This is a genomic window from Cupriavidus sp. GW822-FHT02D05, from assembly GCF_058802485.1.
In genome coordinates, this window is record NZ_JBXAOE010000054.1 from 1 (window position 1) to 22,224 (window position 22,224).

17 protein-coding genes are annotated in these 22,224 nt (G+C 66.1%); 10 read left to right on the top strand and 7 right to left on the bottom strand.

What is annotated here, in order from left to right; translation table 11 throughout:
• Positions 1 to 261: 261 nt before the first annotated feature.
• A complete protein-coding gene (locus tag AC1RQK_RS38935; protein WP_492814871.1) occupies positions 262 to 2,481 on the bottom strand; it encodes a TonB-dependent receptor in 2,220 nt (739 codons plus the stop codon).
• Positions 2,482 to 3,055: 574 nt separating this feature from the next.
• On the opposite strand from AC1RQK_RS38935, the gene AC1RQK_RS38940 reads away from it, so the two are divergent.
• The 5 genes from AC1RQK_RS38940 to AC1RQK_RS38960 all read left to right on the top strand — a co-directional run bounded on the left by AC1RQK_RS38940 (position 3,056) and on the right by AC1RQK_RS38960 (position 8,026).
• Positions 3,056 to 3,922, top strand: coding sequence for an IclR family transcriptional regulator (locus AC1RQK_RS38940; RefSeq protein WP_492372891.1), 867 nt, complete (start codon positions 3,056 to 3,058; stop codon positions 3,920 to 3,922).
• Positions 3,923 to 3,946: 24 nt separating this feature from the next.
• Entirely contained in the window at positions 3,947 to 4,888 is a 942-nt protein-coding gene (locus AC1RQK_RS38945; protein WP_492372890.1) for a dihydrodipicolinate synthase family protein, read from the top strand.
• A gap of 126 nt (positions 4,889 to 5,014) precedes the next feature.
• On the top strand, positions 5,015 to 5,716 hold the full coding sequence (locus AC1RQK_RS38950) for an SDR family NAD(P)-dependent oxidoreductase (protein WP_492372889.1): 702 nt from the start codon (positions 5,015 to 5,017) through the stop codon (positions 5,714 to 5,716).
• A gap of 80 nt (positions 5,717 to 5,796) precedes the next feature.
• On the top strand, positions 5,797 to 6,969 hold the full coding sequence (locus AC1RQK_RS38955) for a mandelate racemase/muconate lactonizing enzyme family protein (protein ID WP_492372888.1): 1,173 nt from the start codon (positions 5,797 to 5,799) through the stop codon (positions 6,967 to 6,969).
• Between the two features lie 91 nt (positions 6,970 to 7,060).
• Positions 7,061 to 8,026 (top strand): Bug family tripartite tricarboxylate transporter substrate binding protein, encoded by a 966-nt coding sequence (locus AC1RQK_RS38960; RefSeq protein WP_492814874.1) that lies wholly within the window; start codon positions 7,061 to 7,063, stop codon positions 8,024 to 8,026.
• Positions 8,027 to 8,069: 43 nt separating this feature from the next.
• On the opposite strand, the gene AC1RQK_RS38965 is transcribed toward AC1RQK_RS38960, so the two are convergent.
• The 4 genes from AC1RQK_RS38965 to AC1RQK_RS38980 form a co-directional block, all read right to left on the bottom strand.
• Entirely contained in the window at positions 8,070 to 9,173 is a 1,104-nt protein-coding gene (locus tag AC1RQK_RS38965; protein WP_492814876.1) for a dihydrolipoamide acetyltransferase family protein, read from the bottom strand.
• A gap of 21 nt (positions 9,174 to 9,194) precedes the next feature.
• Positions 9,195 to 10,172 carry an alpha-ketoacid dehydrogenase subunit beta gene (locus AC1RQK_RS38970; RefSeq protein ID WP_492814878.1) on the bottom strand — a complete coding sequence of 326 codons (978 nt, stop codon included), beginning with the start codon at positions 10,170 to 10,172 and terminating at the stop codon, positions 9,195 to 9,197.
• The gene (gene pdhA, locus AC1RQK_RS38975) at positions 10,165 to 11,277 is read right to left on the bottom strand and encodes a pyruvate dehydrogenase (acetyl-transferring) E1 component subunit alpha (RefSeq protein WP_492814880.1); all 1,113 of its coding nucleotides are present in this window, start codon (positions 11,275 to 11,277) and stop codon (positions 10,165 to 10,167) included. The genes AC1RQK_RS38970 and pdhA overlap by 8 nt, the downstream gene beginning before the upstream one ends.
• 136 nt (positions 11,278 to 11,413) lie before the next feature.
• Entirely contained in the window at positions 11,414 to 11,734 is a 321-nt protein-coding gene (locus AC1RQK_RS38980) for a hypothetical protein (protein WP_492372883.1), read from the bottom strand.
• A 371-nt stretch (positions 11,735 to 12,105) separates the two neighbouring features.
• Here AC1RQK_RS38980 and AC1RQK_RS38985 point away from each other — a divergent pair, with 371 nt between their 5' ends.
• Positions 12,106 to 13,704: an EAL domain-containing protein gene (locus tag AC1RQK_RS38985; protein WP_492814882.1), complete on the top strand. Its 1,599-nt coding sequence runs from the start codon at positions 12,106 to 12,108 to the stop codon at positions 13,702 to 13,704.
• Positions 13,705 to 13,790: 86 nt separating this feature from the next.
• On the opposite strand, the gene AC1RQK_RS38990 is transcribed toward AC1RQK_RS38985, so the two are convergent.
• The gene (locus AC1RQK_RS38990) at positions 13,791 to 14,300 is read right to left on the bottom strand and encodes an Lrp/AsnC family transcriptional regulator (protein WP_492814884.1); all 510 of its coding nucleotides are present in this window, start codon (positions 14,298 to 14,300) and stop codon (positions 13,791 to 13,793) included.
• A 223-nt stretch (positions 14,301 to 14,523) separates the two neighbouring features.
• Between AC1RQK_RS38990 and AC1RQK_RS38995 the strand changes: the two genes are divergently transcribed.
• The 3 genes from AC1RQK_RS38995 to mdeB all read left to right on the top strand — a co-directional run bounded on the left by AC1RQK_RS38995 (position 14,524) and on the right by mdeB (position 19,406).
• A complete protein-coding gene (locus AC1RQK_RS38995) occupies positions 14,524 to 15,540 on the top strand; it encodes a 1-aminocyclopropane-1-carboxylate deaminase (protein WP_492814886.1) in 1,017 nt (338 codons plus the stop codon).
• 169 nt (positions 15,541 to 15,709) lie between these two features.
• Positions 15,710 to 16,672 (top strand): Bug family tripartite tricarboxylate transporter substrate binding protein, encoded by a 963-nt coding sequence (locus AC1RQK_RS39000; RefSeq protein WP_492814914.1) that lies wholly within the window; start codon positions 15,710 to 15,712, stop codon positions 16,670 to 16,672.
• Between the two features lie 31 nt (positions 16,673 to 16,703).
• The gene (mdeB, locus tag AC1RQK_RS39005) at positions 16,704 to 19,406 is read left to right on the top strand and encodes an alpha-ketoglutarate dehydrogenase (protein WP_492814888.1); all 2,703 of its coding nucleotides are present in this window, start codon (positions 16,704 to 16,706) and stop codon (positions 19,404 to 19,406) included.
• A 49-nt stretch (positions 19,407 to 19,455) separates the two neighbouring features.
• Here the strand turns inward: mdeB and AC1RQK_RS39010 are convergent, their stop codons facing one another.
• Positions 19,456 to 20,358 carry a LysR family transcriptional regulator gene (locus tag AC1RQK_RS39010; protein ID WP_492814890.1) on the bottom strand — a complete coding sequence of 301 codons (903 nt, stop codon included), beginning with the start codon at positions 20,356 to 20,358 and terminating at the stop codon, positions 19,456 to 19,458.
• A 141-nt stretch (positions 20,359 to 20,499) separates the two neighbouring features.
• On the opposite strand from AC1RQK_RS39010, the gene mdlC reads away from it, so the two are divergent.
• A complete protein-coding gene (gene mdlC, locus AC1RQK_RS39015) occupies positions 20,500 to 22,122 on the top strand; it encodes a benzoylformate decarboxylase (protein WP_492814892.1) in 1,623 nt (540 codons plus the stop codon).
• Positions 22,123 to 22,224 lie beyond the last annotated feature (102 nt).

Below are 22,224 nucleotides of genomic sequence, written 5' to 3' on the forward strand. Positions count from 1 at the left end.
CGAACTTGGGCTTTCGCCCAGGGCTTGGGGCCATCGATCTGAGGCTTCCAGGACATATTTTCCGACATACAAGGGGCCGGGGGAGAGGGTGGGCGTTCGCTCAACGTGATGCGCCTCGCTCTTGCGCAGGCCCGCCCTTTCCCCCAACCCCTCTCCCGCCATGCGGGAGAGGGGAGCTACGGCAGCGCTGGATTTGGCCCAGCGATGCATCGACCCACACGAAAGCCGGATGAATCAAAGTCAAAAGAAGGCCGGCAAAACTCACATATGGAAGTTCAGCGTCATCACCGCTGAACGACCCGGCGCCCACGTTGCGTAGATCGGGTACGCGGCGGAGTAGTACTTCTTGTCGAAGAGGTTCTGCACGTTCAGTTGCACATCCACGGTCTTGGAGACGCGATACGTTGCCACCGCATCGAAACGCGCGTAGCCCGGCGTCCATTTGCGCGACGTTGCCGAGACCGAGGCGTAGGTCAGGCTGGAGATCGTGGCGCCGCCGCCGATCGACAGCTTGGGCAGCACGTCGTAGTACGTCCACAGCGTGACGTTGTGCTTGGGCACCATCACCATCGGCAGGCCGGATGCCGAGGCATTGGCGGCGCCGGCGTCGGTCGTGATGGCATCCAGGTAGGAGTAGCCGCCGAACACGCGCCACTTGCTGGTGATATTGCCGGCCACGCCCAGTTCCGCGCCGCGCACGCGTTGCTTGCCCGCGTTGACGATGCCGCCTAGGCCGTCGCTGACGCGCGCATTGGTCTTGTCGGTCTGGAACAGCGCCGAGGTCAGCGACAGGCGGCGGTCCAGCGTGTCCCACTTGGCGCCCACTTCGATGTTGCGGCTGCGCTCGGGCGACAGGTCCTGGTTGGTCTTGGTGATCTGGTCGGTGCCGCCACCCAGGCCGCTGTTGGCGCCCGGCGGATTGGCGGAGGTCCCGTATGAGGCATACAGACTGACTGTGTCGACCGGCTTGAACACCAGGCCAAGCTGGTAGCTGAACAGGTTGGCGGTGTTCTTCAGGTCCGGCGTGCCGGCCTGCACGGCGGTGACGTCGAAGCGGTCGAAGCGCGTGCCGGCGTTGAACAGCCAGCGATCGCTCAGCTTCACGCTGTCGAACAGGTAGGCGGACGAGACATTGGTGCGGGTGCTGGTGGGCGCGCCGGGGAAGCTCTTGTCGCCGTTGAGCACGGTGCTGCCGGTCCACGGGGCATTGGCATTCCAGGCACCGATCGCGGTGCAGTTGTAGGCGATCGTGCAGGGGCCGCCCGTGCGGATATTGTTGCCCGCGCTGTCGCTCACCAGGTAGCCCTCGTACAGGCTGCGCTCCCAGCTGAATTCCACACCGGCCGTGAGCGTGTGCTGCATGCCAAGCAGCGTGGCCTTGCCGGACAGCTCGGTCTGGTTGGAGACGCTGTTGGTGGCGTACTTCCCGCTCTTGGCTTGCAGCTGGAGGAGGTTCGCGCTGGCGTTCAGGAACTGCGGGTTGGTGGCGATGTAGTCCAGCGTGGAGCGGCCAAACATGGTGGTGTTGCGCACCTTCCAGTTGTCGTCCACGCGGTGCTCGATGCGGATCTCGCCGGTGTCCGTCTGCCCGCGGCGGTAGTCGCGGTTGTTCAGGCCGTAGAACTGCGAGCGCTGGATGCTGGTTCCCGCCCCGGGCGTGCCGCCGGTCGAGCGGAACGGCACGCTGAAGTCCGGCATGTCGTAGGTGTTGACGTGGTAGTAGCTCAGCGACACCGTGGTCGGCGTGTTCAGCCCGAACGCGACCGACGGCGCCACGCCCCAGCGCTTGCTGTAGACATCGTTGCGCCCGGCCTGGTTGGCGTCGTGCCCCATCACGTTCAGGCGCACCGCGGTCTCGTCATTGATACGGCGGTTGACGTCGAGCGTGGCGCGCTTGTAGGCCTCGGTGCCCAGCCCCAGGCTGGCATTGGTGAAGTCATCCGCCTTGGGCATCTTGGTGACGATGTCGATGCTGCCGCCAACCGCGCCACGGCCCGCATAAACCGAATCCGGGCCCTTGATGACGCTGATCTGCTCCACCGCGAAGGTCTCGCGGTTCTGCACGCCGGAGTCGCGCATGCCGTCGACAAAGATCGAGTTGCGCGACTCGAAGCCGCGGATCACCGGACGATCCGCGGAGGGGTTCGCCGCGGCGTCGCCGCCCAGGAAGGTGATGCCCGGCACGGTCTTCAACGCATCGGCGAAGGTCGTCGCATTGGTCTGCTTGAGCAGTTCCTCGGGAATCACCGTGACCGAGCGCGGTGTATCCAGCAACGGTGCGACGAACTTGTACGAGGGCAGGCGCTTGGCCTGGAGCGGCGAATCGGCGGTGACAACGGCGGTGGGCAAGGTGGCTTCCTTCGCGTTGCCGGCGTCGCCTGCGGACTGTGCGAAGGCAGGCGTGGTGGCGAGGAAGCCTGTGCAGTAAAGAGCACCAACGGACGCGAGCAAACGCGCGCGCGTCTTCAGGGGAGCAGTCATGATTTCAGTGTTGCGAGGGGAGTCGATGCGCGCACGGGGCGCGGAAGATACCTGGCGTGCAAGGAACGAAAGGAGAGGCCAGGAATAAAAACCAATGCTTGGGCTGGAACGAGAATGCGAGTGATTCGCAATTGAGGGGCAGTGTAACGATTCCGTTGCTATTTGTAAATGTCTGTTTAAGAGGAATTGTGCTGAATGACGCGCAAGGCGGCGTGACCCGTTCAGTGAAAACCCTAGGAAGTTCGCTCTTGCCCTGGCCGGGAAACGAGGTCTAGAATATTTCATATCGCGAATACAAGTTCGCAATCCGAATAAAAAAGAAGCGTCTCAGGACGCGGGGCAGGATCAGCAAAGAGGTGCCGTTGCTTGGCACTTTTTCTTAGCCCCACAATTCGAATAAAAATTCGTAATCCGAATTTTATAAAACCCGGCAGCAATGCCGATGCGTATCCACCCAACTTGAACTTGAACTTGAGCGAGGGCTTTCCTCTGTCCATTCATCGAATTAAAATTCGGAATCCGAACTCGATTCCGGGTTTGCATCGAGAACTAAGAACTGACAGTGGAGATTGACATGGCTACCGAGAACTCCGTCCCGACCGCATCGAAGGCGAGCAGCGCGGCCGACGCATCCAAGAACACGGTGCAGTCGCTGGCGAAGGGCTTCCGCATTCTTGAAGCGTTCACGGCGCAGGAGCCCGAGCTCACCATGGCGGAAGTCGCGCGCCGCTCCGGGCTGGACAATGCCACGGCCTTTCGTTTCCTCAACACGCTGGTGGATATCGGCTACGTGCAGCGCGTGCCGGACACGCGGCTGTTCCGGCTGTCGCTCAAGGTGCTGGACCTTGGCTTTGACGCCATCGCCCATGCCGACCTGCGCACGCGGGCAAGGCCGATCCTGCGCGCGCTGGTGGGGGAGATCAATGAAGCCGCTTCCATCGGCGTGCTGGATGGCCCGGACGTGCTTTACGCGGAACGGATCCAGGCCGGGCTGACGCGGCTTGGCGTGGATATCCGCATCGGCAGCCGGGTGCCGGCTTATTCCACGGCCGTCGGCTACGCCATCCTGGCGTGGCTGCCGCAGGACATGCAGGCCCGCGTGCTGGACGCCCAGCCCCGGCAGAAGCTGACCGACCACACGCTCACCGAGCTCGACACCATCCTAGAGCGGCTCAAGACCGTGCGGGCCAAGGGCTATGCGTTGTCGGACCAGGAAACGGTGTCCGGCCTCTATGTGGTGGCCGCGCCGGTGCTGGATGTGGATGGCGTGCCGGTTGCCGGGCTGAGCGTGGCGGCGCCGGCCATGAATACCTCGCTTGAAGATTTCGAATCGACCACGGCCCCGGCGGTAGTGCATGCCGCTACCGAGCTGGCCCGTGCGCTGCAACCCTCCGGCGGATTCATTCCGCCCACCTTGATACCCACCCGAACGCGCAAATAGCGCAAGCCACACCAGGAGACGAACGTGCCTGATATCAATTTCCACGGCATCATTCCCGCCATCGCGGTTCCTTTCAACGCGGACTACAGCATCAACGAGCCGGAGCTGCGCCGCTTTGCCAGGTGGCTGGGCGGCCAAGCCGGCGTGACCGCGTTGATGACCAATGGCCATACCGGTGAAGTCTTCTCGCTGACGCCGCGCGAGCGCGCCGAAGTGACCCGCATCACCGCCGACGCCACCCAGGGCATCTGCCCGGTGATCTCGTCGGTGGTCTGCGAAGGCATCAACGACGCCGTGGAACAAGCTGGCTGGGCCAAGGAAGCGGGCGCCGCCGGGCTCGATATCATGCCGCCGCATCACTGGCTGCGCTTTGGCTTCAAGCCGGAGCATTGCCTCGACTACTTCAACGCCATCGGCAAGGCCAGCGGGCTGCCCCTGGTGGTGCATATCTACCCGGCCTGGACCCGTGGCTCCTACTCGTCGGAGCTGCTCGCGGAACTGGCGAAGCTGCCCTATGTGAAGGCCTTCAAGATGGGCGAGCGCGAAATGAACAAATACGCGCGCGACATCAAGGAGATCCGCGCGGCCGATCCCACCAAGGTGCTGATGACCTGCCACGACGAATACCTGCTGTCGTCGATGGTGCAGGGCATCGATGGCGCGCTGGTCGGCTTTGCCTCGCTGATTCCCGGCCTGATCAACGACCTGCTCAAGGCGGTCAAGGCCGGCGACCTGCATGAAGCGATGCGCGTGCAGGCCCTGATCAACCCGCTCAAGGACGCGGTGTACGGCGCGGGCGAGCCCACGGGCGAAGCCCATGGCCGCATGAAGGCCGCCATGGCGCTGGCCGGCATCCTGCGCGATGGCACGGTGCGCCCGCCGACCCACGCACCGTCGGCCGCCGAGCTGGCCGCGATCCAGGCCGCGCTGGAACACGCCGGCGTGACGCAGAAAGCGGCCGCCTGAGCCTGATCCACGTCTGATCGACGTCTGAACCGGGCCTGTACCGGCGCGCCATCCCGGCCCGCGGCCAGCGTGCCGAGGGCCGGGCTGCTGGCCATGCAATCCAAAGGGGCTTTGATGAGCCAATCCATGCAAGACGACGACACGCCCGCGGCGCGGACCAGGCACGCCGTGGTCACCGGCGCCAGCTCCGGTATCGGCGCGGCCATTGCCCGGCGGCTGCTGTCGGCGGGCTGGACGGTGACCGGGCTGGACCGCTCGCCGGCACCCAGCGCCGAGGGCTTCAACGGGATCGAAGTCGACCTGACCGATGCCGCAAAGCTTGCCGCCGCCGTGGCCACGTTGCCCCAGGTCGATGCCATTGTCCATGCCGCGGGATTCATGCGCACGGCGGTGCTCGGCGACCTGAAGCCCGAGGACGGCGAGGGCATGTGGCGCATCCATGTGCAAGCCGCTTGCGTGCTGGCCAACGCGCTGATGCCAACCCTGCCGGATGGCGCGCGCATCGTGCTGATCGGCAGCCGCACGGCGGCGGGCGCGCCAGGGCGCAGCCAGTACGCCGCGACCAAGGCGGCGGTGGTGGGCATGGCGCGCTCCTGGGCCGCGGAGCTGGCGCCACGCGGCATCACTGTCAATGTGGTGGCGCCGGGCGCCACCGAGACCCCGATGCTGAACGACCCGGGCCGCAAGGGCACGCCGCCGCGCACGCCGCCCATCGGGCGTTTTATCCGGCCCGATGAAGTGGCCGGATTGGTGAGCTTCCTGCTCGGGCCCGATGCCGGCGCCATCACCGGGCAGCAGATCCTGATTTGCGGCGGTGCTTCGCTGTAGTGCCGCCAGCCGACATATCGAACCGCCTGATTCGCTGATTAGCTGATTACCGAAAGACACTAGAACACTGGAGACAAGCCATGTCCGTGCGCATCATTGACGTCCGCGAAGTGACGAAGCCGATTTCGTCGCCCATCCGCAATGCCTATATCGATTTCTCGAAGATGACGAGCAGCCTCGTCGCCGTGGTGACCGACGCGTTTCGCGACGGCAAGCGCGTGATCGGCTACGGCTTCAACTCCAATGGCCGCTACGGCCAGGGCGGCTTGATCCGCGAGCGTTTTGCGCCGCGTATCCTGGCGGCCGATCCAGAATCGCTGCTGGACGACGCCGGCACCAACCTCGACCCCAACCGCGTGTGGGCCGCCACCATGTCCAATGAGAAACCGGGCGGCCATGGCGAGCGCTCGGTCGCGGTCGGCACCATCGACATGGCGGTGTGGGACGCGGTGTCCAAGATCGCCGGCGTGCCGCTGTTCCGGTTGCTGGCCGAGCGCCACGGCGTCAACGCCAACCCGCGCGTGTTCGTCTATGCCGCCGGCGGTTATTACTATCCGGGCAAGGATCTCGGCGCGCTGCGCGCCGAGATGCGCTCCTACCTGAAGCGCGGCTACAACGTGGTCAAGATGAAGATCGGCGGCGCCAGCCTGGAAGAAGACAGCGCGCGCATCGAGGCCGTGCTGCAGGAAATCGGCCCGGACGCGCAGCTTGCCGTGGACGCCAACGGCCGCTTTGACCTGGACACGGCCATCGCCTACGCCAAGATGCTGCGCGACTATCCGCTGTTCTGGTACGAGGAAGCCGGCGATCCGCTGGACTACCACCTGCAGGCCACGCTGGCCGAGTACTACCCCGGCGCCATGGCCACCGGCGAAAACCTGTTCAGCCACCAGGACGCCCGCAACCTGATCCGCTACGGCGCCATGCGCCCGGACCGCGACTACCTGCAGTTCGACTGCGCGCTGTCCTACGGGCTGGTGGAGTACGAGCGCACGCTGGAAGTGCTGAAGACCTTTGGCTGGTCGCCAAGCCGCTGCATCCCGCACGGTGGCCACCAGATGTCGCTCAATATCGCCGCCGGCCTGGGCCTTGGCGGTAACGAGAGCTACCCCGACCTGTTCCAGCCATACGGCGGTTTCCCCGATGGCGTGAAGGTGATCGACGGCCATATCACCATGCCGGAGCTGCCGGGCATCGGGTTTGAGGGCAAGGCGGATCTGTATGCGCAGATGTCGGCGCTGGCGCAGCCTTGAGAGCGGGAAAGAAATAAGAGCGCCGAAATAAGCGCACCGAAATAAGAGCACCCCATAGGGGCGCACCTGCAGTCCAGACAGGAGACAAACCATGCTGTTCCACCGGATTTTCCGCAGTGCCGCTGGCGCCTTGCTGGCCTGCGCCGCCGCCAGCGCCATCGCGCAGGGTTACCCCAACAAAGCCGTGCGCGTCATCATTCCGTTCCCGCCCGGCGGCCCCACCGACACCGTCGGCCGCATGCTGGCGCAAAAGCTCTCCGAGCAAACCGGCCAGAGCTTTATCGTCGACAACCGGCCCGGCGGCCAGGGCATCATCGGCGCCGACGCGGTGGCCAAGGGCACGGCGGACGGCTACACGCTGTTGTTCAGCGCCTCCACCTTCACTACCACGCCCATGACCCTGAGATCGTCGCCTTACGACGTGACCAAGGATTTCGTGCCGATCGCGCTGGTCGGCAAGGGGCCGCTGGCGGTCTCCGTCAACAAGAACCTGCCGGTGAAGAACATCAAGGAGCTGATCGCCTACGCGCAGGCGCATCCCGGCAAGATGTCGTTCGCGATTGGCTCGCAGGCGTCCGCGGGGCATTTGTCCACGGAGCTGCTCAAGCGGGCAGGCAAGATCGACTACCTGGTGGTGCCGTACAAGGGTTCCGCGCCCGCTTACCAGGACCTGATCGGTGGCGCCATCGATGGCTTTATCGATCCTGTGCTCGGCGCCTTGTCCTATCACAAGAGCGGCATGGTGCGCGTGGTCGCGGTGACCTCCAAGGACAGGCTGCCTTCCATGCCCGACGTGCCGACCGTCGGCGAGACGGTGGCGGGTTATGAGTTCTACTCGTGGTATGGCCTGTGGGGTCCGGCCAAGCTGCCGGCCGATGTGACCAGGCGGCTCAACGCCGAAGTCAACAAGGCGCTGGCGTCCGAGCTGCGCGGCAGGCTGGCCGAGCAGGGCTACCTGCTCTCGCCTGGCACGCCGGAAGACTTCGCCCGCTTCCAGAAGGAGGACATGGAGCGCTCCGCCAAGATCGTGGCCGAAGCCAGGATCCGCGCGGAGTAAAGCGCCCACGCACTCGCCTGTCGCGCTGCCGCGCTGCCCAGGCCTAGGCCGCCAGCGCCAGGTCCGCGATCACTGCCGCCAGGAAGCGCGCGGCCTCGCCGCCTGTGACCACCCGATGATCGAAGGTCAGGCTGAGCGGCAGGATCCGGTGCACGACGGGTATGCCGCCGGCCGCAACCACCGCATCGTGGATACGGCCGGCGCCCAGGATGGCCACTGTTGGCGGCACCACGATCGGCGCCGCGTACTTGCCGGCGATCATGCCGAAGTTGGACAACGTGATGGTGTTGCCGCGCATCTCCTCGGGGGCGATCGTGCGCGCACGTACATCCGCGCGCATGCGGTCCAGGCCGCGCCGCAGGTCTGCCGCGTCGCGCTTGCCGGTATCGCGCAGCACCGGCACGAACAGGCCTTCGGGCAGGTCGACCGCAATCCCCACGTCGATCCGCGCCGGCACATGGCGGCGCCCGGTCTGGCTTTCATACCAGGCGTTGAGGCCGGGCTCGGCGTGGCAGCCCGCAACCAGTGCGCGCACCAGCCGGATGGTGGTGTCGGTGCCGGGCGCCCAGGCGTGGATATCGGCGTCGTCGATCACGGTTGCCGCGGCGACCTCGCTTTGGGCGCGCGCCATGTTCAGCGCCATGGCGCGCCGCACGCCGCGCAGGACTTCCGGTGGCCCCAGGTCCGCCAGCGTCGCGGCGACGCGGCGCACATCGGCGGCGCTGATGATGCCGTCCGCGCCCGTTGGAGTGACCATCGCCAGGTCCACGTCGAGCTGGCGCGCCAGGGCGCGCACGGCCGGCACGGCCCGCACCGCGCCGCCGCCACGGGACAGGGCGGCGGGCGCTTCCGCGACCACCTGCGTGCCGACTTTGACATCGCCCACCACCGCGCCCGCGTCCTCTTGCCCGCCGGCGCCTTCGAAGCCCGCCAGCGGCGCGCCAAGGTGCACGATCTCGCCCGGTTGGGCAAACAGCTTGGCGACCTGCCCGGCGTAGGGCGACGGTATCTCGACGATCGCCTTGGCGGTCTCGACCGAAACCAGCGGCTGGTCGGCCGCCACCGTGTCACCGGGTTTGACGTGCCATTCGGTGATCTCGGCTTCCTGCAGGCCTTCGCCCAGGTCGGGCAACTTGAAGATCTTCATCAATGCTCCCGGGGAAAAACGTCAGGCGGCCATGGCCTTGCGGGCCGCGTCGGCAATCCGCGCCACGCTGGGCAGGTACGTGTACTCGAGCCTGGCCATCGGCACCACGGTGTCGTAGCCAGTGACGCGCTGCACCGGCGCCGCCAGCGAGTACAGCCCCGCATCGGCGAGGTTCGCCGCGATCTCGGCACCGAAGCCGGCGCTGAGGGGCGCCTCGTGGACGATGACACAGCGGCCCGTCCTGGCGACCGATTCCAGTATGGTGTCCATGTCGAGCGGCTTGAGCGTGGCGACGTCGATGACGGCGGCGGCGATGCCTTCGTCCAGCAGCAGGTCAGCCGCGGCCTGCGTCTCTTGCAGCATCGCCCCCCAGCTCACCAGCGTGATGTCGTCGCCGTCGCGCAGTGTGAAGCAGGTATCGAGCGGCAGCGCCTCGCCACTGTCCGGTACTTCTTCGCGGAACAGGCGGTAGAGCCGGGTGGGTTCGAGGAACACCACCGGGTCGGGGTCGCGCATGGCCGCCAGCAGCAGGCCGTAGGCGCGCGCCGGGGTGGACGGTATGACCACCCGGATGCCGGGGATATGGGCAAACATCGCCTCGGGGCTTTCGGAGTGATGCTCCGGCGCATGGATGCCGGCGCCATAAGGCGAGCGCAGCACCATCGGGCAGCTCAGCCTGCCGCGCGTGCGGTGGCGCAGGCGGCCGGCATGATTGATGATGTGGTCGATGGCCGGGTAGATAAAACCGGTGAACTGGATTTCCGCCACGGGCGCCAGCCCCATTGCCGCCATGCCGATCGCGGCCCCGGCGATACCGGACTCGGCCAGCGGCGTATCGATCACGCGCTCCGCGCCAAAACGGGCTTGCAGCCCCGCCGTGGCGCGGAACACACCGCCATTCACGCCAATGTCCTCACCGAGCAGCACCACGCGCGGGTCGTGTTCCAGCGCATGGGCCAGCGCCTGGTTGACGGCTTCGACCAGATTGATTTCAGCCATGATCCTGCTCGCTCTCGTTATCCTTGCCCTGGTGGGCCCCCGGGGCAAAGCGATGCGCGGTGGCCACTTGCCCCGCCAGCGCTTTGGGCAGGCCGGCATACAGGTAATCGAACATCGCTGCCGTCTCCGGCAGGGGCGTTGCCAGGTAGGCCTGCACCGCGGCCGCCACTTGCGCCGCGCAATCCTTGGCAAGCGCGTCTTCGCGGGCCGCATCCCATGCGCCAAGGCGCAGCAGATAGTTGCGCAGCCTGGCCACCGGCTCCAGCAGCCAGTGCTGCCTGACCTGTTCGCTGTCGCGGTAGCGCGAGGCATCGTCCGCCGTGGTGTGGTCGCCAAGCCGGTAGGTGATCGCTTCGATCAGCGTGGCGCCGCCACCGCTGCGCGCCCGTTCCAGCGCGTCGAGCGTGACCTGGCGCACCGCCACGATATCGTTGCCATCCACCTGCAGGCCAGGGATACCGGCCGCGATGGCCTTTTGCGCGAGCGTCTGCGCGGCGGTCTGCTGGCTGCGCGGCATGGAGATCGCCCACTGGTTGTTGTTGACGACCAGCACAAGGGGCGCGTGCCAGGCGCCCGCCATATTCATGCCTTCGTAGAAATCGCCTTTTGACGTGCCGCCGTCCCCGAGCAGGCAAACCGCGGCGCGCGGCTCGCGGCGCAGCTTCATCGCGTAGGCGATGCCGGCAGCGTGGCAGACCTGGTTGCCGATGGGCACGCAGTTCGCAAAATCATGCGGCGCCGCCGCGAACGCATTGCCGCGCTCGTCGCCACCCCAATACAGCAGGCTCTCGGTCATGGAGACGCCGCGCTGGAACTGCGCGGCGTGATCGCGGTAGGACGGCACGAGCACGTCCTGCGCGCGCATGGCGCTGGCAACGCCGACGCCGACGGCCTCCTGGCCAAGCGCCGAGGCGAACGTGCCGATCTGGCCGGTGCGCTGCAGCGCAATGGCCTTGAGGTCGAACTGGCGGGTGAGCACCATGGCCCGGTAGAGCGGGAAAAGGGCCTCGGGATCGAGCGCAAATGCAGGCAGCGCTTGGGTCGGCTCACCTTGTGGATCGAGAAACTGCGTGTACTCGATGTCGAATGTCGCGACGGTCGCCATGCTATGCCCTTTATTCTTGTGTTCCAGTCGTTGCACTGGGGGCTGTCTTCTCTTCTTTTTTTCTCTTCTCTTCTCTTTCTTCTTTTGTGCGCATCCCGGCTCATGGAGCGCGCAACGCGCACGCTGCACCTGCATGTCAATGCTTGGGGCCCTTCATCGCCTCGGCTTCCCTGGCCGCCATCCGCTCCTCGCCGGCCTCGATCGGATCCATGGCCTCGTCCACCGAAGCCGCCGCGCGCTCGGCGTCCGCGTTGGCTTCTTCGGCAGGGGATTCGAAGTCTTCGTCCTCGGTGCTTGGCGGCCTCAGCATATCCTCGAGCATGGCGGCTAGCTCAGGTGTATCCCATGGCGCACTGCGCTGCTTTTTCCTCTTGATGTAGTGCCTGACTTCCGCATCCTGTTCCGGGGTCAGGGGAAGACCACGAAAGGTGCTTTGAGGGCCATTGGCGTCCATCATGGCGCTCCGGAGGGTTGTCTCGTTGTCAGTGTAGCCCTATTGCGGAGGTTGGGGCGATTGCGGGGGTGACGGGGTCCCGCGGAGACACACTTCAGGCTGCCGGCTACCTCGGCTACCTCGGCTACCTCGGCTACCTGTCAGGCAGCGCCGCCCGCACGGCCCAGGCCACCGCGTCAGCCAAAACCTCAATTTGCCGTCAGGCTGGTCGATATCCAACGGGGGGAGTGGCGAAAAGGTCGCTACGACTGACAAGCGCCCGGTCAGGGAACAAACCTGACGGAACACTGCCCGGCACAGGTGTTGGCCGGGCCAGATCCATGGGCGCGCCATTCGATAGGACAGGATCCGGATTTCCGGCGGTATCTGAGAGGATGAAAGTGGGAGACACGGACGATACCTGCGCAAGACTGGCAGCCGCGCTCGATGGCGGCTTGCTCCGGCCGGCATTCCAGCCATTGATCTGCTTCGAAACCGGCGCCATCGTCGGCTTCGAAGTGCTCGCTCGCTGGACGGACCCTGCAACGGGCCCGGTTTCCCCCGTTACTTTTATATCGATCGCGGAGTCGTGCGGGCTTATCGATCGCCTGACTTCCCATATCGTGCGCACGGCGTGCGCGGAGGCTGTGGGCTGGGGCCAGGGTTTTGTGCTGGCGTTCAACGTGTCTCCGGTGCAATTGCGCGACAAGGCGGTCGTCGCGCTGATCGCCGACGCTGTCACGCAGACGGGATTCCCGCTGGAGCGCATTCAGATCGAAATCACCGAGGGCGCCATGGAGACCGATGTCGAGCTCGCGCGTGCCATCATCGACGATCTGAAGGCACTCGGCATTGGTATCGCGCTGGACGACTTTGGTACCGGCTATGCCAGCCTGACACGCCTGCACGCTCTGCCATTCGACGAGATCAAGATCGATGCCAGCTTTGTGCGCGGCATGCTCGACGACCAGGAGTGCCGCCGGATCGTGACGGCGATCGTGGGGCTGGGCCACAGCATCGGCATGCGTGTTGTCGCGGAAGGCGTGGAGCGCGAAGAGCATGCCACCCTACTGCGCAAGCTGGGATGCGACATCGGCCAGGGATGGCTGTGGGCACCGGCGCTGCAACCGGAGCGGATTCCCGCGCTTATCCAGCGGCTTGGCTTGCGCGCGCCGGATCCGCGGCCGTTGGACCGGTCGCCGTATCAGCGCCTGCATCAGCTGGAGGCGCTCTATGTCGGCGCGCCCGTCGGCCTGTGCTTCCTGGACACGCGCTTGCGCCACGTGCATGTCAACGGGCGCTATGCGGAAATGTTCGGCGCCCAGGTGGACGCCCTTGTCGGCGCCCAGCTCTGCGCGGCCTGCATGTCCGAAGCCGGCAGATCGGTCTGCTCGCTGGCGCATGCCGTGCTTGCCATGGAGACGCGCTCTCCGATGGAACGCGAGATCACCGCGAACGGCGAGGTCTACCTGGTGGTCGGCCAGCGCGTCAACGATGACATCGGGGACGTGATCGGCATCTCGCTCGTTGCCATTGGCATCTCGGCGCGCAAACGGGCCGAGCTTGCCTTGCGGGAAAGCGAGGAGCATTTCCGCTGCTCGGTCGAGCTGAGCCCCCATATTGCCTGGGCGGCGGACCCCGATGGCACGCTGTGCTATATCAGCCCGAACTTCCGCGACAGCGCCGGGTGCGCGATGCAGGACCGCATCGACGCCTGGCGTGCCACGGTCCATCCTGATGACCAGTTGCGCATCCGGGCGGAGTGGCTTGCCTGGATCCCGAGTGGCCAGCCGTTCGCGACCCGGTTCCGCATCCAGTGGCCGGACGGCAGCTGGCGCCACATGCTGAGCCGCGCCCAGCCGCATATCGGCACGAATGGCGCGATCGATCGCTGGTATGGCGTCATCAGCGATATCAGCGCGCAAGCCTGCATGAAGCGGCGGATCGCAGACCTGGAGGACCAGGTTCGTGCCCTGACGGCGCACGTGGCATAGCGATCACCCGGGACCGCTGCCATGGCGGCTGGATAGCATCGCAATCAGGAAGTCCCGGACGCATTCGCCCTGGCGCACGCGCAGCTTCAGATCGGAAACTGCGTCGTCGACAGCACCTGCTTGAGCACCATGAACGAGCGTATCTGGCGGACCCCCGGCAGATACAACAGTTGCTCCGCATGGAGGCGATTGAAGCTCTCGCTGTCCTTGGTGCGCAGCATCATGAAGTAGTCGAACTCGCCCGTCACCACGTGGCACTCCATGCAGCCGCAGACCTGCTGGGCGGCCTTCTCGAACTCGGAGAAGGATTCCGGCGTGGACCGGTCCAGCACCACGCCGATCATCACCAGCATCCCCGCGTCCAGCGCGGCCGGGTTCAGCAGCGCCACGATCCCGCGAATCAGCCCGAGTTCCTTGAGCCGCTCCACGCGCCGCAGGCAGGCTGGCGGGCTCAGGCTGACTTTGGCCGCCAGCGCCACATTCGAGATGGACGCGTCGCGCTGGAGTGCGCGCAGGATGGCTTTATCGGTGCGATCCAATGCCTCGGAATGTGGCACGGGGTGCTCGGTTTTGGTGCGCAATTTTGTTTCGTCCATGATGCTTTATAAAAAACAAAAAAGTAAAAACAAGTGCCGTGAATTTTTTATAGTGCATAAATGGATTGATATTTGCAACCATGTTTCGTGCGTTTTTTTCTAGGATTGAGTCCATCGCAGCATCAACGAAAGGTGGCGCCACATGCCAGTGTTCTTCGCCAGCCTTGATGCCTGGATCCCCGCTCTTCACCCGAGTCATCCAAGAAACCCAGGAGTTGCCAGCATGAATCTCAAACGCTTTCCCCGCCACCCGCTGACGTTCGGCCCCACGCCCATCCAGCCGCTCAAGCGCCTGAGCGCGCATCTCGGCGGCAAGGTCGACCTCTATGCCAAGCGTGAGGACTGCAACAGCGGCCTGGCGTTCGGCGGCAACAAGACGCGCAAGCTCGAATACATCATTCCGGACGCGCTCGCCCAGGGGTGCGACACGCTCGTGTCCATCGGCGGCATCCAGTCCAACCAGACGCGCCAGGTGGCTGCCGTGGCGGCGCATCTCGGCCTGAAGTGCGTGCTGGTGCAGGAGGACTGGGTGAACTACTCCGACGCCGTCTATGACCGCGTTGGCAATATCCAGATGTCTCGCATCATGGGCGCCGACGTGCGCCTGGTCAGCGATGGCTTCGATATCGGGATCCGCAAGAGCTGGGAGGAGGCCATGGAGAGCGTGCGCCAGGCCGGCGGCAAGCCCTACCCGATCCCGGCGGGGTGTTCCGAGCATCCGCTGGGCGGCCTGGGCTTTGTCGGTTTTGCGGAAGAGGTGCGCGCACAGGAAGCCGAGCTTGGCTTCAGGTTCGACTACGTCGTGGTCTGCTCGGTGACCGGCAGCACGCAGGCTGGCATGGTGGTCGGCTTCGCCGCCGATGGCCGGGCCAACCGCGTGATCGGCATCGACGCATCGGCCAAGCCGGCGCAGACCCGGGCGCAGATCCTGCGCATTGCCCGCAACACGGCGCATCTGGTCGACCTCGGCCGCGATATCACCGACGAAGACGTGGTGCTCGACACGCGCTACGGCGGGCCGGAGTACGGCTTGCCTTCCGAAGAGACGCTCGAAGCCATCCGGATGAGTGCCAAGCTAGAAGGCATGATGACCGACCCGGTCTACGAAGGGAAATCGATGCAGGGCATGATCGACCTGGTCCGCCGCGGCGAATTTCCGGAAGGCTCCAAGGTGCTCTACGCCCACCTGGGCGGCGCCCCGGCGCTGAGCGCTTATAGCTTCTTGTTCCGCAACGGCTGATCCCGCACGATGGCTGCCCCCTGATGCCGGTGGCGCAACGCCGGCATCGAGGGGCGCTTGTTCGGCAAAGCCCCCTGTCTCGTTTTGCTTCCCATTTTTTGCTCTCCGTTTGCCCCCCGTCGCTCAATCACAGGAGTCGCGCATGAACGTCATTTCACGAAGCGTTTCGATGGCGCTGAAGGCGCTGTCGCTGTTGGGCATCGCCATGTGCGCCGCGCATGCGCAGCCCCAGGGATATCCCACCAGGCCGGTCGTGCTGGTTGTGCCGTTTCCGCCCGGCGGGGCGGTAGACATCATGGGACGATTGGTAGGCAAGAAGCTGGGCGAGCGTCTCGGCCAGCCCGTGGTCATCGAGAACCGCGCGGGCGCCGGCACCATCGTTGGCGCCGGCTATGTGGCAAAGGCCGCGCCTGACGGCTATACGCTGTTCATCAGTTCCGGCTCGACCTTCACGGTCAACCCCGCCATCAACGCCAACCTGCCCTACGATCCCGTGAAGAGCTTCGAGCCCATCGGCCTGGTCGCGCGCGTGCCCCTGATCCTGCTGGCGAATCGCGATGTCCCGGTGGACAACCTCAAGCAGATGATGGCGGCGGTGAAGGCCGCGCCGGGCAAATACGCCTATGGCTCGTTCGGCAACGGCACCACCGGCCACTTCGCGGGCGAGATGATCCTGGGCGCCACCGGCATGCAGCTCCAGCATATTCCCTACAAAGGCAGCGCCCCAGCCATTGCCGACCTGATCGGCGGGCAGATTCCGTTCTCGGTCGACACCATCGCGGCATCCCTGCCGCATATCAAGAGCGGCAAGATCAAGGTGATCGCGGTGGCAGGCGCCAGGCGCGCGACGCTGCTGCCGGAGGTGCCCACCGTCGCGGAATCCGGCTTCCCGGGTTTCGATGCGGATTCATGGGTGGCGATCGCGGCCCCGCGTGGCTTGCCGCCCGATGTCAAGTCACGGCTGGAGAAGGCCCTGGCACAGACCATGAAAGACCACGAGATCCAGGAAAAACTGGTGGCCAACGGCCTGGAGCCCTCCTATGCAACGCCGGAACAGGTCAGCGCCATGATCGACAAGGACCTGCCGCGCATGCGGGCCATTGCCCAGAAGGCCGGTATCCAGGCAAATTGAGCCGGGCAGTTGCCGGCGGGAGCGTATCAAGATGGCATCTCGTGACCGATTCGGTTCCATCCTGGCGAGCGATCCGATTGTGCAGGCGGATCCGCAGGAGTTGCAGGAGTGGTGCGACGCGCTCGATGGCGTGTTGTCGGCCTGGGGCCCGGAGCAGGGCAGGGAGCGCGCCTGCGCCATCCTGGATGCGTTGCTGGCGCATGCTGGCAAGCATCGGTTGCGGTGGCGGCCGGCACAGGTAACGCCGTACCTGAACACGATACCGGTCGAAGCGCAACCGGCCTATCCGGGCGACCTGGCGATGGAGCAGCGCCTGTCGGCGATCCTGCGCTGGAACGCGCTCGCCATGGTGGTGCGCGCCAACCAGGCGCATGGCGAGCTTGGCGGCCACATCGCGAGCTATGCTTCGGCGGCGGATTTGTTCGAGGTGGGCTATCAGCATTTCTTCCGCGGCCCCGATGCCGCGCAAGGCGGGGACCTCGTCTTCTTCCAGCCCCATTCGGCACCCGGGGTCTATGCGCGTGCCTTCCTGGAAGGCCGGCTGGACGAAGCATCGCTTTGCCACTACCGGCAAGAGATCGTTGCCGAAGGCAAGGGGATTCGCGGCCTGAGTTCTTACCCGCATCCCTACCTGATGCCAGACTTCTGGCAGTTCCCCACCGGCTCGATGGGCATCGGCCCGCTCAACGCCATCTACCAGGCGCGTTTCATGCGCTACCTGGAAAACCGGGGCCTGAAAGCGACCAGCGAGCGCCGGGTCTGGGGCTTCTTCGGCGATGGCGAGATGGACGAGCCGGAGTCGATCGCCGCACTGACGCTGGCCGCCCGGGAAAAGCTGGATAACTGCACGTTCGTCATCAACTGCAATCTCCAGCGCCTGGACGGGCCGGTGCGCGGCAACGGGCGCATTGTCGATGAGCTCGAGGCCTTGTTCGCGGGGGCGGGATGGCATGTCGTCAAGTGCTTGTGGGGGTCGGAGTGGGACGCGCTGCTGGCGCGTGACCACGATCACGCCATCAGCCGCGCGTTCGCGCAGACCGTGGATGGCGAATTCCAGACGCTCTCGGCCAACGATGGCGCGTTCAACCGCGAGAACTTCTTCAGCAAGACCCCGGCGCTGCGCTCGCTGGTGGCGCATCTCTCCAACGACGAGATCGACGGCCTGCGCCGGGGCGGGCATGACCCGGCGAAGATCCATGCGGCATTTGCCGAAGCCGCCAGGCGCAATGGGCGTCCCTGCGTGGTGCTGGCCAAGACCATGAAAGGCTACGGCATGGGCGCCATCGCGCAAGGCCGGATGACCACGCACCAGCAAAAGAAGCTCGGCCCGGAGGATCTGCTCGCGTTCAGGGACCGCTTCCAGTTGCCGCTGACCGACGAACAGGTGGCCCAGGCCGCGTTCTACCGCCCGGCGCAGGACAGCCCCGAAATTCGCTACCTGCAAGCCAGGCGCGCCGCCCTCGGCGGCTATCTTCCCGCGCGCCATCCCGGCGCCGGGCCGCTGCCGGTGCCCGGGCTGGACAAGACCGCCGCGTTCGCCCTGCATGCCGATGGCAAGGCCATGAGCTCCACCATGGCCCTGGTACGGTACCTGGGCGCCTTGCTCAAGGATCCTGTGCTGGGCCCGCGGATCGTCCCGATCGTCGCCGACGAAGCGCGGACGTTCGGCATGGCGAACCTGTTCCGCCAGGTCGGCATCTACGCGCCATTCGGCCAGCTTTACCAGCCGGAGGATTCGGCCTCGATGCTGTCGTACCGGGAAGTCAAGGATGGCCAGATCCTGGAGGAGGGCATCACGGAGGCCGGCGCGCTGTCCTCGTGGACCGCGGCGGCCACCAGTTACGCTACGCACGGCACCACCATGCTGCCGTTTTATATCTACTACAGCATGTTCGGCTTCCAGCGCGTGGGCGACCTGATCTGGGCGGCGGCCGACCAGCGCGCACGCGGGTTCCTGATCGGCGCCACCTCAGGACGTACCACCCTGGGGGGCGAGGGCCTGCAGCACCAGGACGGCACCAGCCACCTGGCGGCTTCGACCATTCCCAACTGCCGCGCCTACGATCCGGCCTTCGCGGGGGAGCTGGCGGTCATCGTCGACCACGGCATGCGGCGCATGGTCAGCGAACAGGCCGACGAGTTCTACTATGTCACCGTCACCAATGAAAGCGTCGAGAATCCGAGCCTGCCGGCCCAAGCGCACGAAGGCGTGGTGCGGGGCATGTACCTGCTGCGGCGCGGCGCGGCGTGCGAGCACCGCGTGCAGTTGTTCGGCAGCGGGGCCATCATGGGCGAAGTCCTGAAGGCAGCGCGCCAGCTCGAGCAGGTGCATGGCATTGCTGCCGATGTCTGGAGCGTGACCAGCTACATCGAGCTGGCGCGTGAAGGGGTGGAGCGCGAACGCCTGTGGCGCCATGGCGAGGTTCCGGCCATCGATAGCTGGTTCGGGCGGCAGCTCGGGGCGGGCAGCGGCCCGATTGTCGCGGCCACCGACTATGTGCGCGCGCTGCCGGAGCTGGTGCGTGCCTTTGTCCCGCCGGGGCGGCGCTATGTGACGCTGGGCACCGATGGCTTCGGACGCAGCGATTCGCGGGCTGCGTTGCGGCGCTATTTCGAGGTCGATGCCGCGGCCATCGTCCAGGCCAGCCTGGCGGCGATGGCGGAGATCGTGGCCGATGAGATGGCTTGCGAAAGAAGGCACCTGGCCGAAGTGATTTCCCTGGCGTCGATCTAGCCGGCGACCGGTCGCCGGCTCTCATGCCGGCAGCCATCATCAACCCTCATCAAGCCGCGGTCAGCTGGCGTAGTGCTTCCAGCAGCTTGACCGCGGGGCCGGGCAGGATGCCCTGGCGCCGCCGGAAGGCCGTCAGCGTACGCGTGCCGACCCCGCCGGGAATGTCCAGAATGTCGATCACGCCGGCCTTGCGCTCGGCCTCGACCATCGGCTCGGCCATCCAGCTCAGAAAGCCGGATTGCGCGACCAGGCTCTTCAGCGCGGTCACCGAACGCGTCTCCACGACGATGTTCGGCAGGCCCAGGCCCTGCGCCGCAAACACCTGCCGCATGTGCTCGAACGGCCCGGTGCCCCGGGGCGGGATGGCCCATTGCTGGTCAAGGGTATCGGCCAGGGTCAGTGCCGGCTTGCGCCGCAGCGGGTGGCCCGGCGCCGCCACCACGTAGCTGCTGTCTTCCCACCGGCAGTCGGCAATGGCCTCGATCTCGTCGGTGTCCGGCGCGCAGATGCTGAGCGCCAGGTCGATCTCATGCCGGATCAGGCTTTGCGCCAGCCGGTCCCACACGCCCTCCGTAATCTCCACGCGCAGGTTCGGCCACGCCTTGGTGACCCGGCCAACCGCCAGCGGCAGCACCAGGCTGGCGATGCTGCCCACCGCGCCCACCTTGATGGTGCCCTTGGCCAGGCCGCGCATGGCATCGATCTCCTCGCGCGCGTGCTCGGCCTCGCGCTGCAGCAGCGTGGCATGGGGGAGCAGGGCGCTGCCCACCGCGGTGAGCTGCATGCCCTTGGCGTGCCGCTCGAACAGCGGTGCGCCAAGCTCGTCCTCCAGCCGCTTGATGGTGCGGCTTAGTGCGGGCTGGGTCACGTGCAGCGCGTCGGCGGCACGGCCCAGGCTGCCGCTGGCGACGATGGTGGTGAAGGCCTTGAGTTGGCGCAGATCGAAAGTCATGTGCAAAAGTAATGCCTTTTGACCAAGAAGGCAATATTCAATTAAGGGTCGGGCTCGCATACTTTGGGCTACTTTGCACACCAAGCACGCGCCGGCCTTGGGCCAGGCGTTCCACCGAATGCATCGACGGGAGAGATTTGCATGACCGGTAGCACGACAACCGTGGCGGGCGCCGCGCGCAACGCAACCAGCACAGCCAGCACCGTGCGCGACGCCGTGATCGACCTGCTGCGCCAGCTTGGCATCACTTCGGTGTTTGCCAATCCCGGCTCGACCGAGTTGCCGATGTTCCGGGATTTCCCCGCCGATTTCCGCTACGTGCTCGGGCTGCAGGAGGCGGTGGTGGTAGGCATGGCCGATGGTTTTGCGCAGGCCAGCCGTAATGCGTCGCTGGTCAACCTGCATTCGGCGGCTGGCGTCGGCAACGCCATGGGCAATATCTTCACCGCGTTCAAGAACCGCACGCCGATGATCGTCACGGCGGGCCAGCAGGCGCGCTCGATCCTGCCGTTCGATCCCTTCCTGTCGTCTGCCCAGGCCACCGAGCTGGCCAAGCCCTACGTCAAGTGGAGCATCGAGCCGGCGCGCGCCGCGGATGTGCCGCTGGCCATCGCACGTGCCTATTACGTGGCGATGCAGGAGCCGCGCGGCCCCGTGCTGGTCTCGATCCCGGTGGACGACTGGGACCAGCCGGCGGAGCGGGTGGCCGCGCGCACGGTGAGCCATACGGTGCGGCCGGACCCGGAGGCGATTGCGCGCGTTGGCGTGGCGCTGGATGCCTGCGAGCGGCCTGCCTTTGTCGTCGGTGGGCAGGTCGACCGCGCCGGCGCATGGGACGACGTGGTGCGCCTGGCCGAGACGCACAATGCGCGCGTCTATGTGGCGCCGATGTCCGGGCGCTGCGCGTTCCCGGAAGACCATCGCCTGTTCGCCGGTTTCCTGCCCGCCATGCGCGAGAAGATCGTCGGCCTGCTGGGCGGGCACGACCTGATCCTGGTGCTGGGCGCGCCGGCCTTTACCTACCATGTGGAAGGCGCTGGCCCCCACGTGCCGGAGGGCGCCACGCTGTATCAGTTGATCGACGATCCCGCCATCGCGGCCTGGACGCCGGTGGGCGCATCGGTGGTGGGCAATATCCGGCTCGGCGTGCTTGACCTGCTGGCGCGGCCCGCGCCCAGGGCGCGCCCGTTGCCTGCCCCGCGCCCGCCGCGCCCGCATGCCGAACCGACGCGGCTGATGTCCACCGCCTATGTGCTCCAGACCCTGGCCGAGGTGCGCGACGCCGCCGACATCGTGGTGGAAGAAGCGCCCAGCGCGCGTCCCGTCATGCAGGGCTACCTGCCGTTCACGCAAAGCGGCACCTTCTACACCATGGACAGCGGCGGCCTGGGCTACGGCATGCCCGCAGCCGTTGGCGTGGCGCTGGCGCGGCCGGGGGCACGCGTCATCGCGCTGATCGGCGACGGCTCCAGCATGTACTCGATCCAGGCCATCTGGAGCGCGGTCCAGCTCCAGCTGCCGATCACCTTCGTGATCCTCAACAACGCGCGCTACGCCGCACTGCAGGACTTCGCGCCGGAATTTGGCTTTGCCCCGGCCGATCCGGTGCAGGGCACGGACCTGCCAGGGATCGATTTCGTGGCGCTGGCCAAGGGGATGGGTTGCGAAGGCGTGCGGGTGCGCGACGCTGAGCGATTGCGCGATGCCCTGGCCGACGCGTTGCGCTCGCCAACGGCGATGCTGGTGGAGGTTGAGGTGGCATGAGTACTGAGGCAAAGGCCGAAGCCAACAGGATGCGCCAGCGCCGTCTGCAATGACGACGGCCGTTACTCCCTCTCCCCTCATGGGGAGAGGGCTGGGGAGAGG

What these genes read in the sequence shown, in the direction of transcription:
- AC1RQK_RS38935 (WP_492814871.1), bottom strand. Translation starts at nt 2,481, where the DNA reads ATGACTGCTCCCCTGAAGACGCGCGCGCGTTTGCTCGCGTCCGTTGGT.
- AC1RQK_RS38940 (WP_492372891.1), top strand. Translation starts at nt 3,056, where the DNA reads ATGGCTACCGAGAACTCCGTCCCGACCGCATCGAAGGCGAGCAGCGCG.
- AC1RQK_RS38950 (WP_492372889.1), top strand. Translation starts at nt 5,015, where the DNA reads ATGCAAGACGACGACACGCCCGCGGCGCGGACCAGGCACGCCGTGGTC.
- AC1RQK_RS38955 (WP_492372888.1), top strand. Translation starts at nt 5,797, where the DNA reads ATGTCCGTGCGCATCATTGACGTCCGCGAAGTGACGAAGCCGATTTCG.
- AC1RQK_RS38960 (WP_492814874.1), top strand. Translation starts at nt 7,061, where the DNA reads ATGCTGTTCCACCGGATTTTCCGCAGTGCCGCTGGCGCCTTGCTGGCC.
- AC1RQK_RS38965 (WP_492814876.1), bottom strand. Translation starts at nt 9,173, where the DNA reads ATGAAGATCTTCAAGTTGCCCGACCTGGGCGAAGGCCTGCAGGAAGCC.
- AC1RQK_RS38970 (WP_492814878.1), bottom strand. Translation starts at nt 10,172, where the DNA reads ATGGCTGAAATCAATCTGGTCGAAGCCGTCAACCAGGCGCTGGCCCAT.
- pdhA (WP_492814880.1), bottom strand. Translation starts at nt 11,277, where the DNA reads ATGGCGACCGTCGCGACATTCGACATCGAGTACACGCAGTTTCTCGAT.
- AC1RQK_RS38980 (WP_492372883.1), bottom strand. Translation starts at nt 11,734, where the DNA reads ATGATGGACGCCAATGGCCCTCAAAGCACCTTTCGTGGTCTTCCCCTG.
- AC1RQK_RS38985 (WP_492814882.1), top strand. Translation starts at nt 12,106, where the DNA reads ATGAAAGTGGGAGACACGGACGATACCTGCGCAAGACTGGCAGCCGCG.
- AC1RQK_RS38990 (WP_492814884.1), bottom strand. Translation starts at nt 14,300, where the DNA reads ATGGACGAAACAAAATTGCGCACCAAAACCGAGCACCCCGTGCCACAT.
- AC1RQK_RS38995 (WP_492814886.1), top strand. Translation starts at nt 14,524, where the DNA reads ATGAATCTCAAACGCTTTCCCCGCCACCCGCTGACGTTCGGCCCCACG.
- AC1RQK_RS39000 (WP_492814914.1), top strand. Translation starts at nt 15,710, where the DNA reads ATGGCGCTGAAGGCGCTGTCGCTGTTGGGCATCGCCATGTGCGCCGCG.
- mdeB (WP_492814888.1), top strand. Translation starts at nt 16,704, where the DNA reads ATGGCATCTCGTGACCGATTCGGTTCCATCCTGGCGAGCGATCCGATT.
- AC1RQK_RS39010 (WP_492814890.1), bottom strand. Translation starts at nt 20,358, where the DNA reads ATGACTTTCGATCTGCGCCAACTCAAGGCCTTCACCACCATCGTCGCC.
- mdlC (WP_492814892.1), top strand. Translation starts at nt 20,500, where the DNA reads ATGACCGGTAGCACGACAACCGTGGCGGGCGCCGCGCGCAACGCAACC.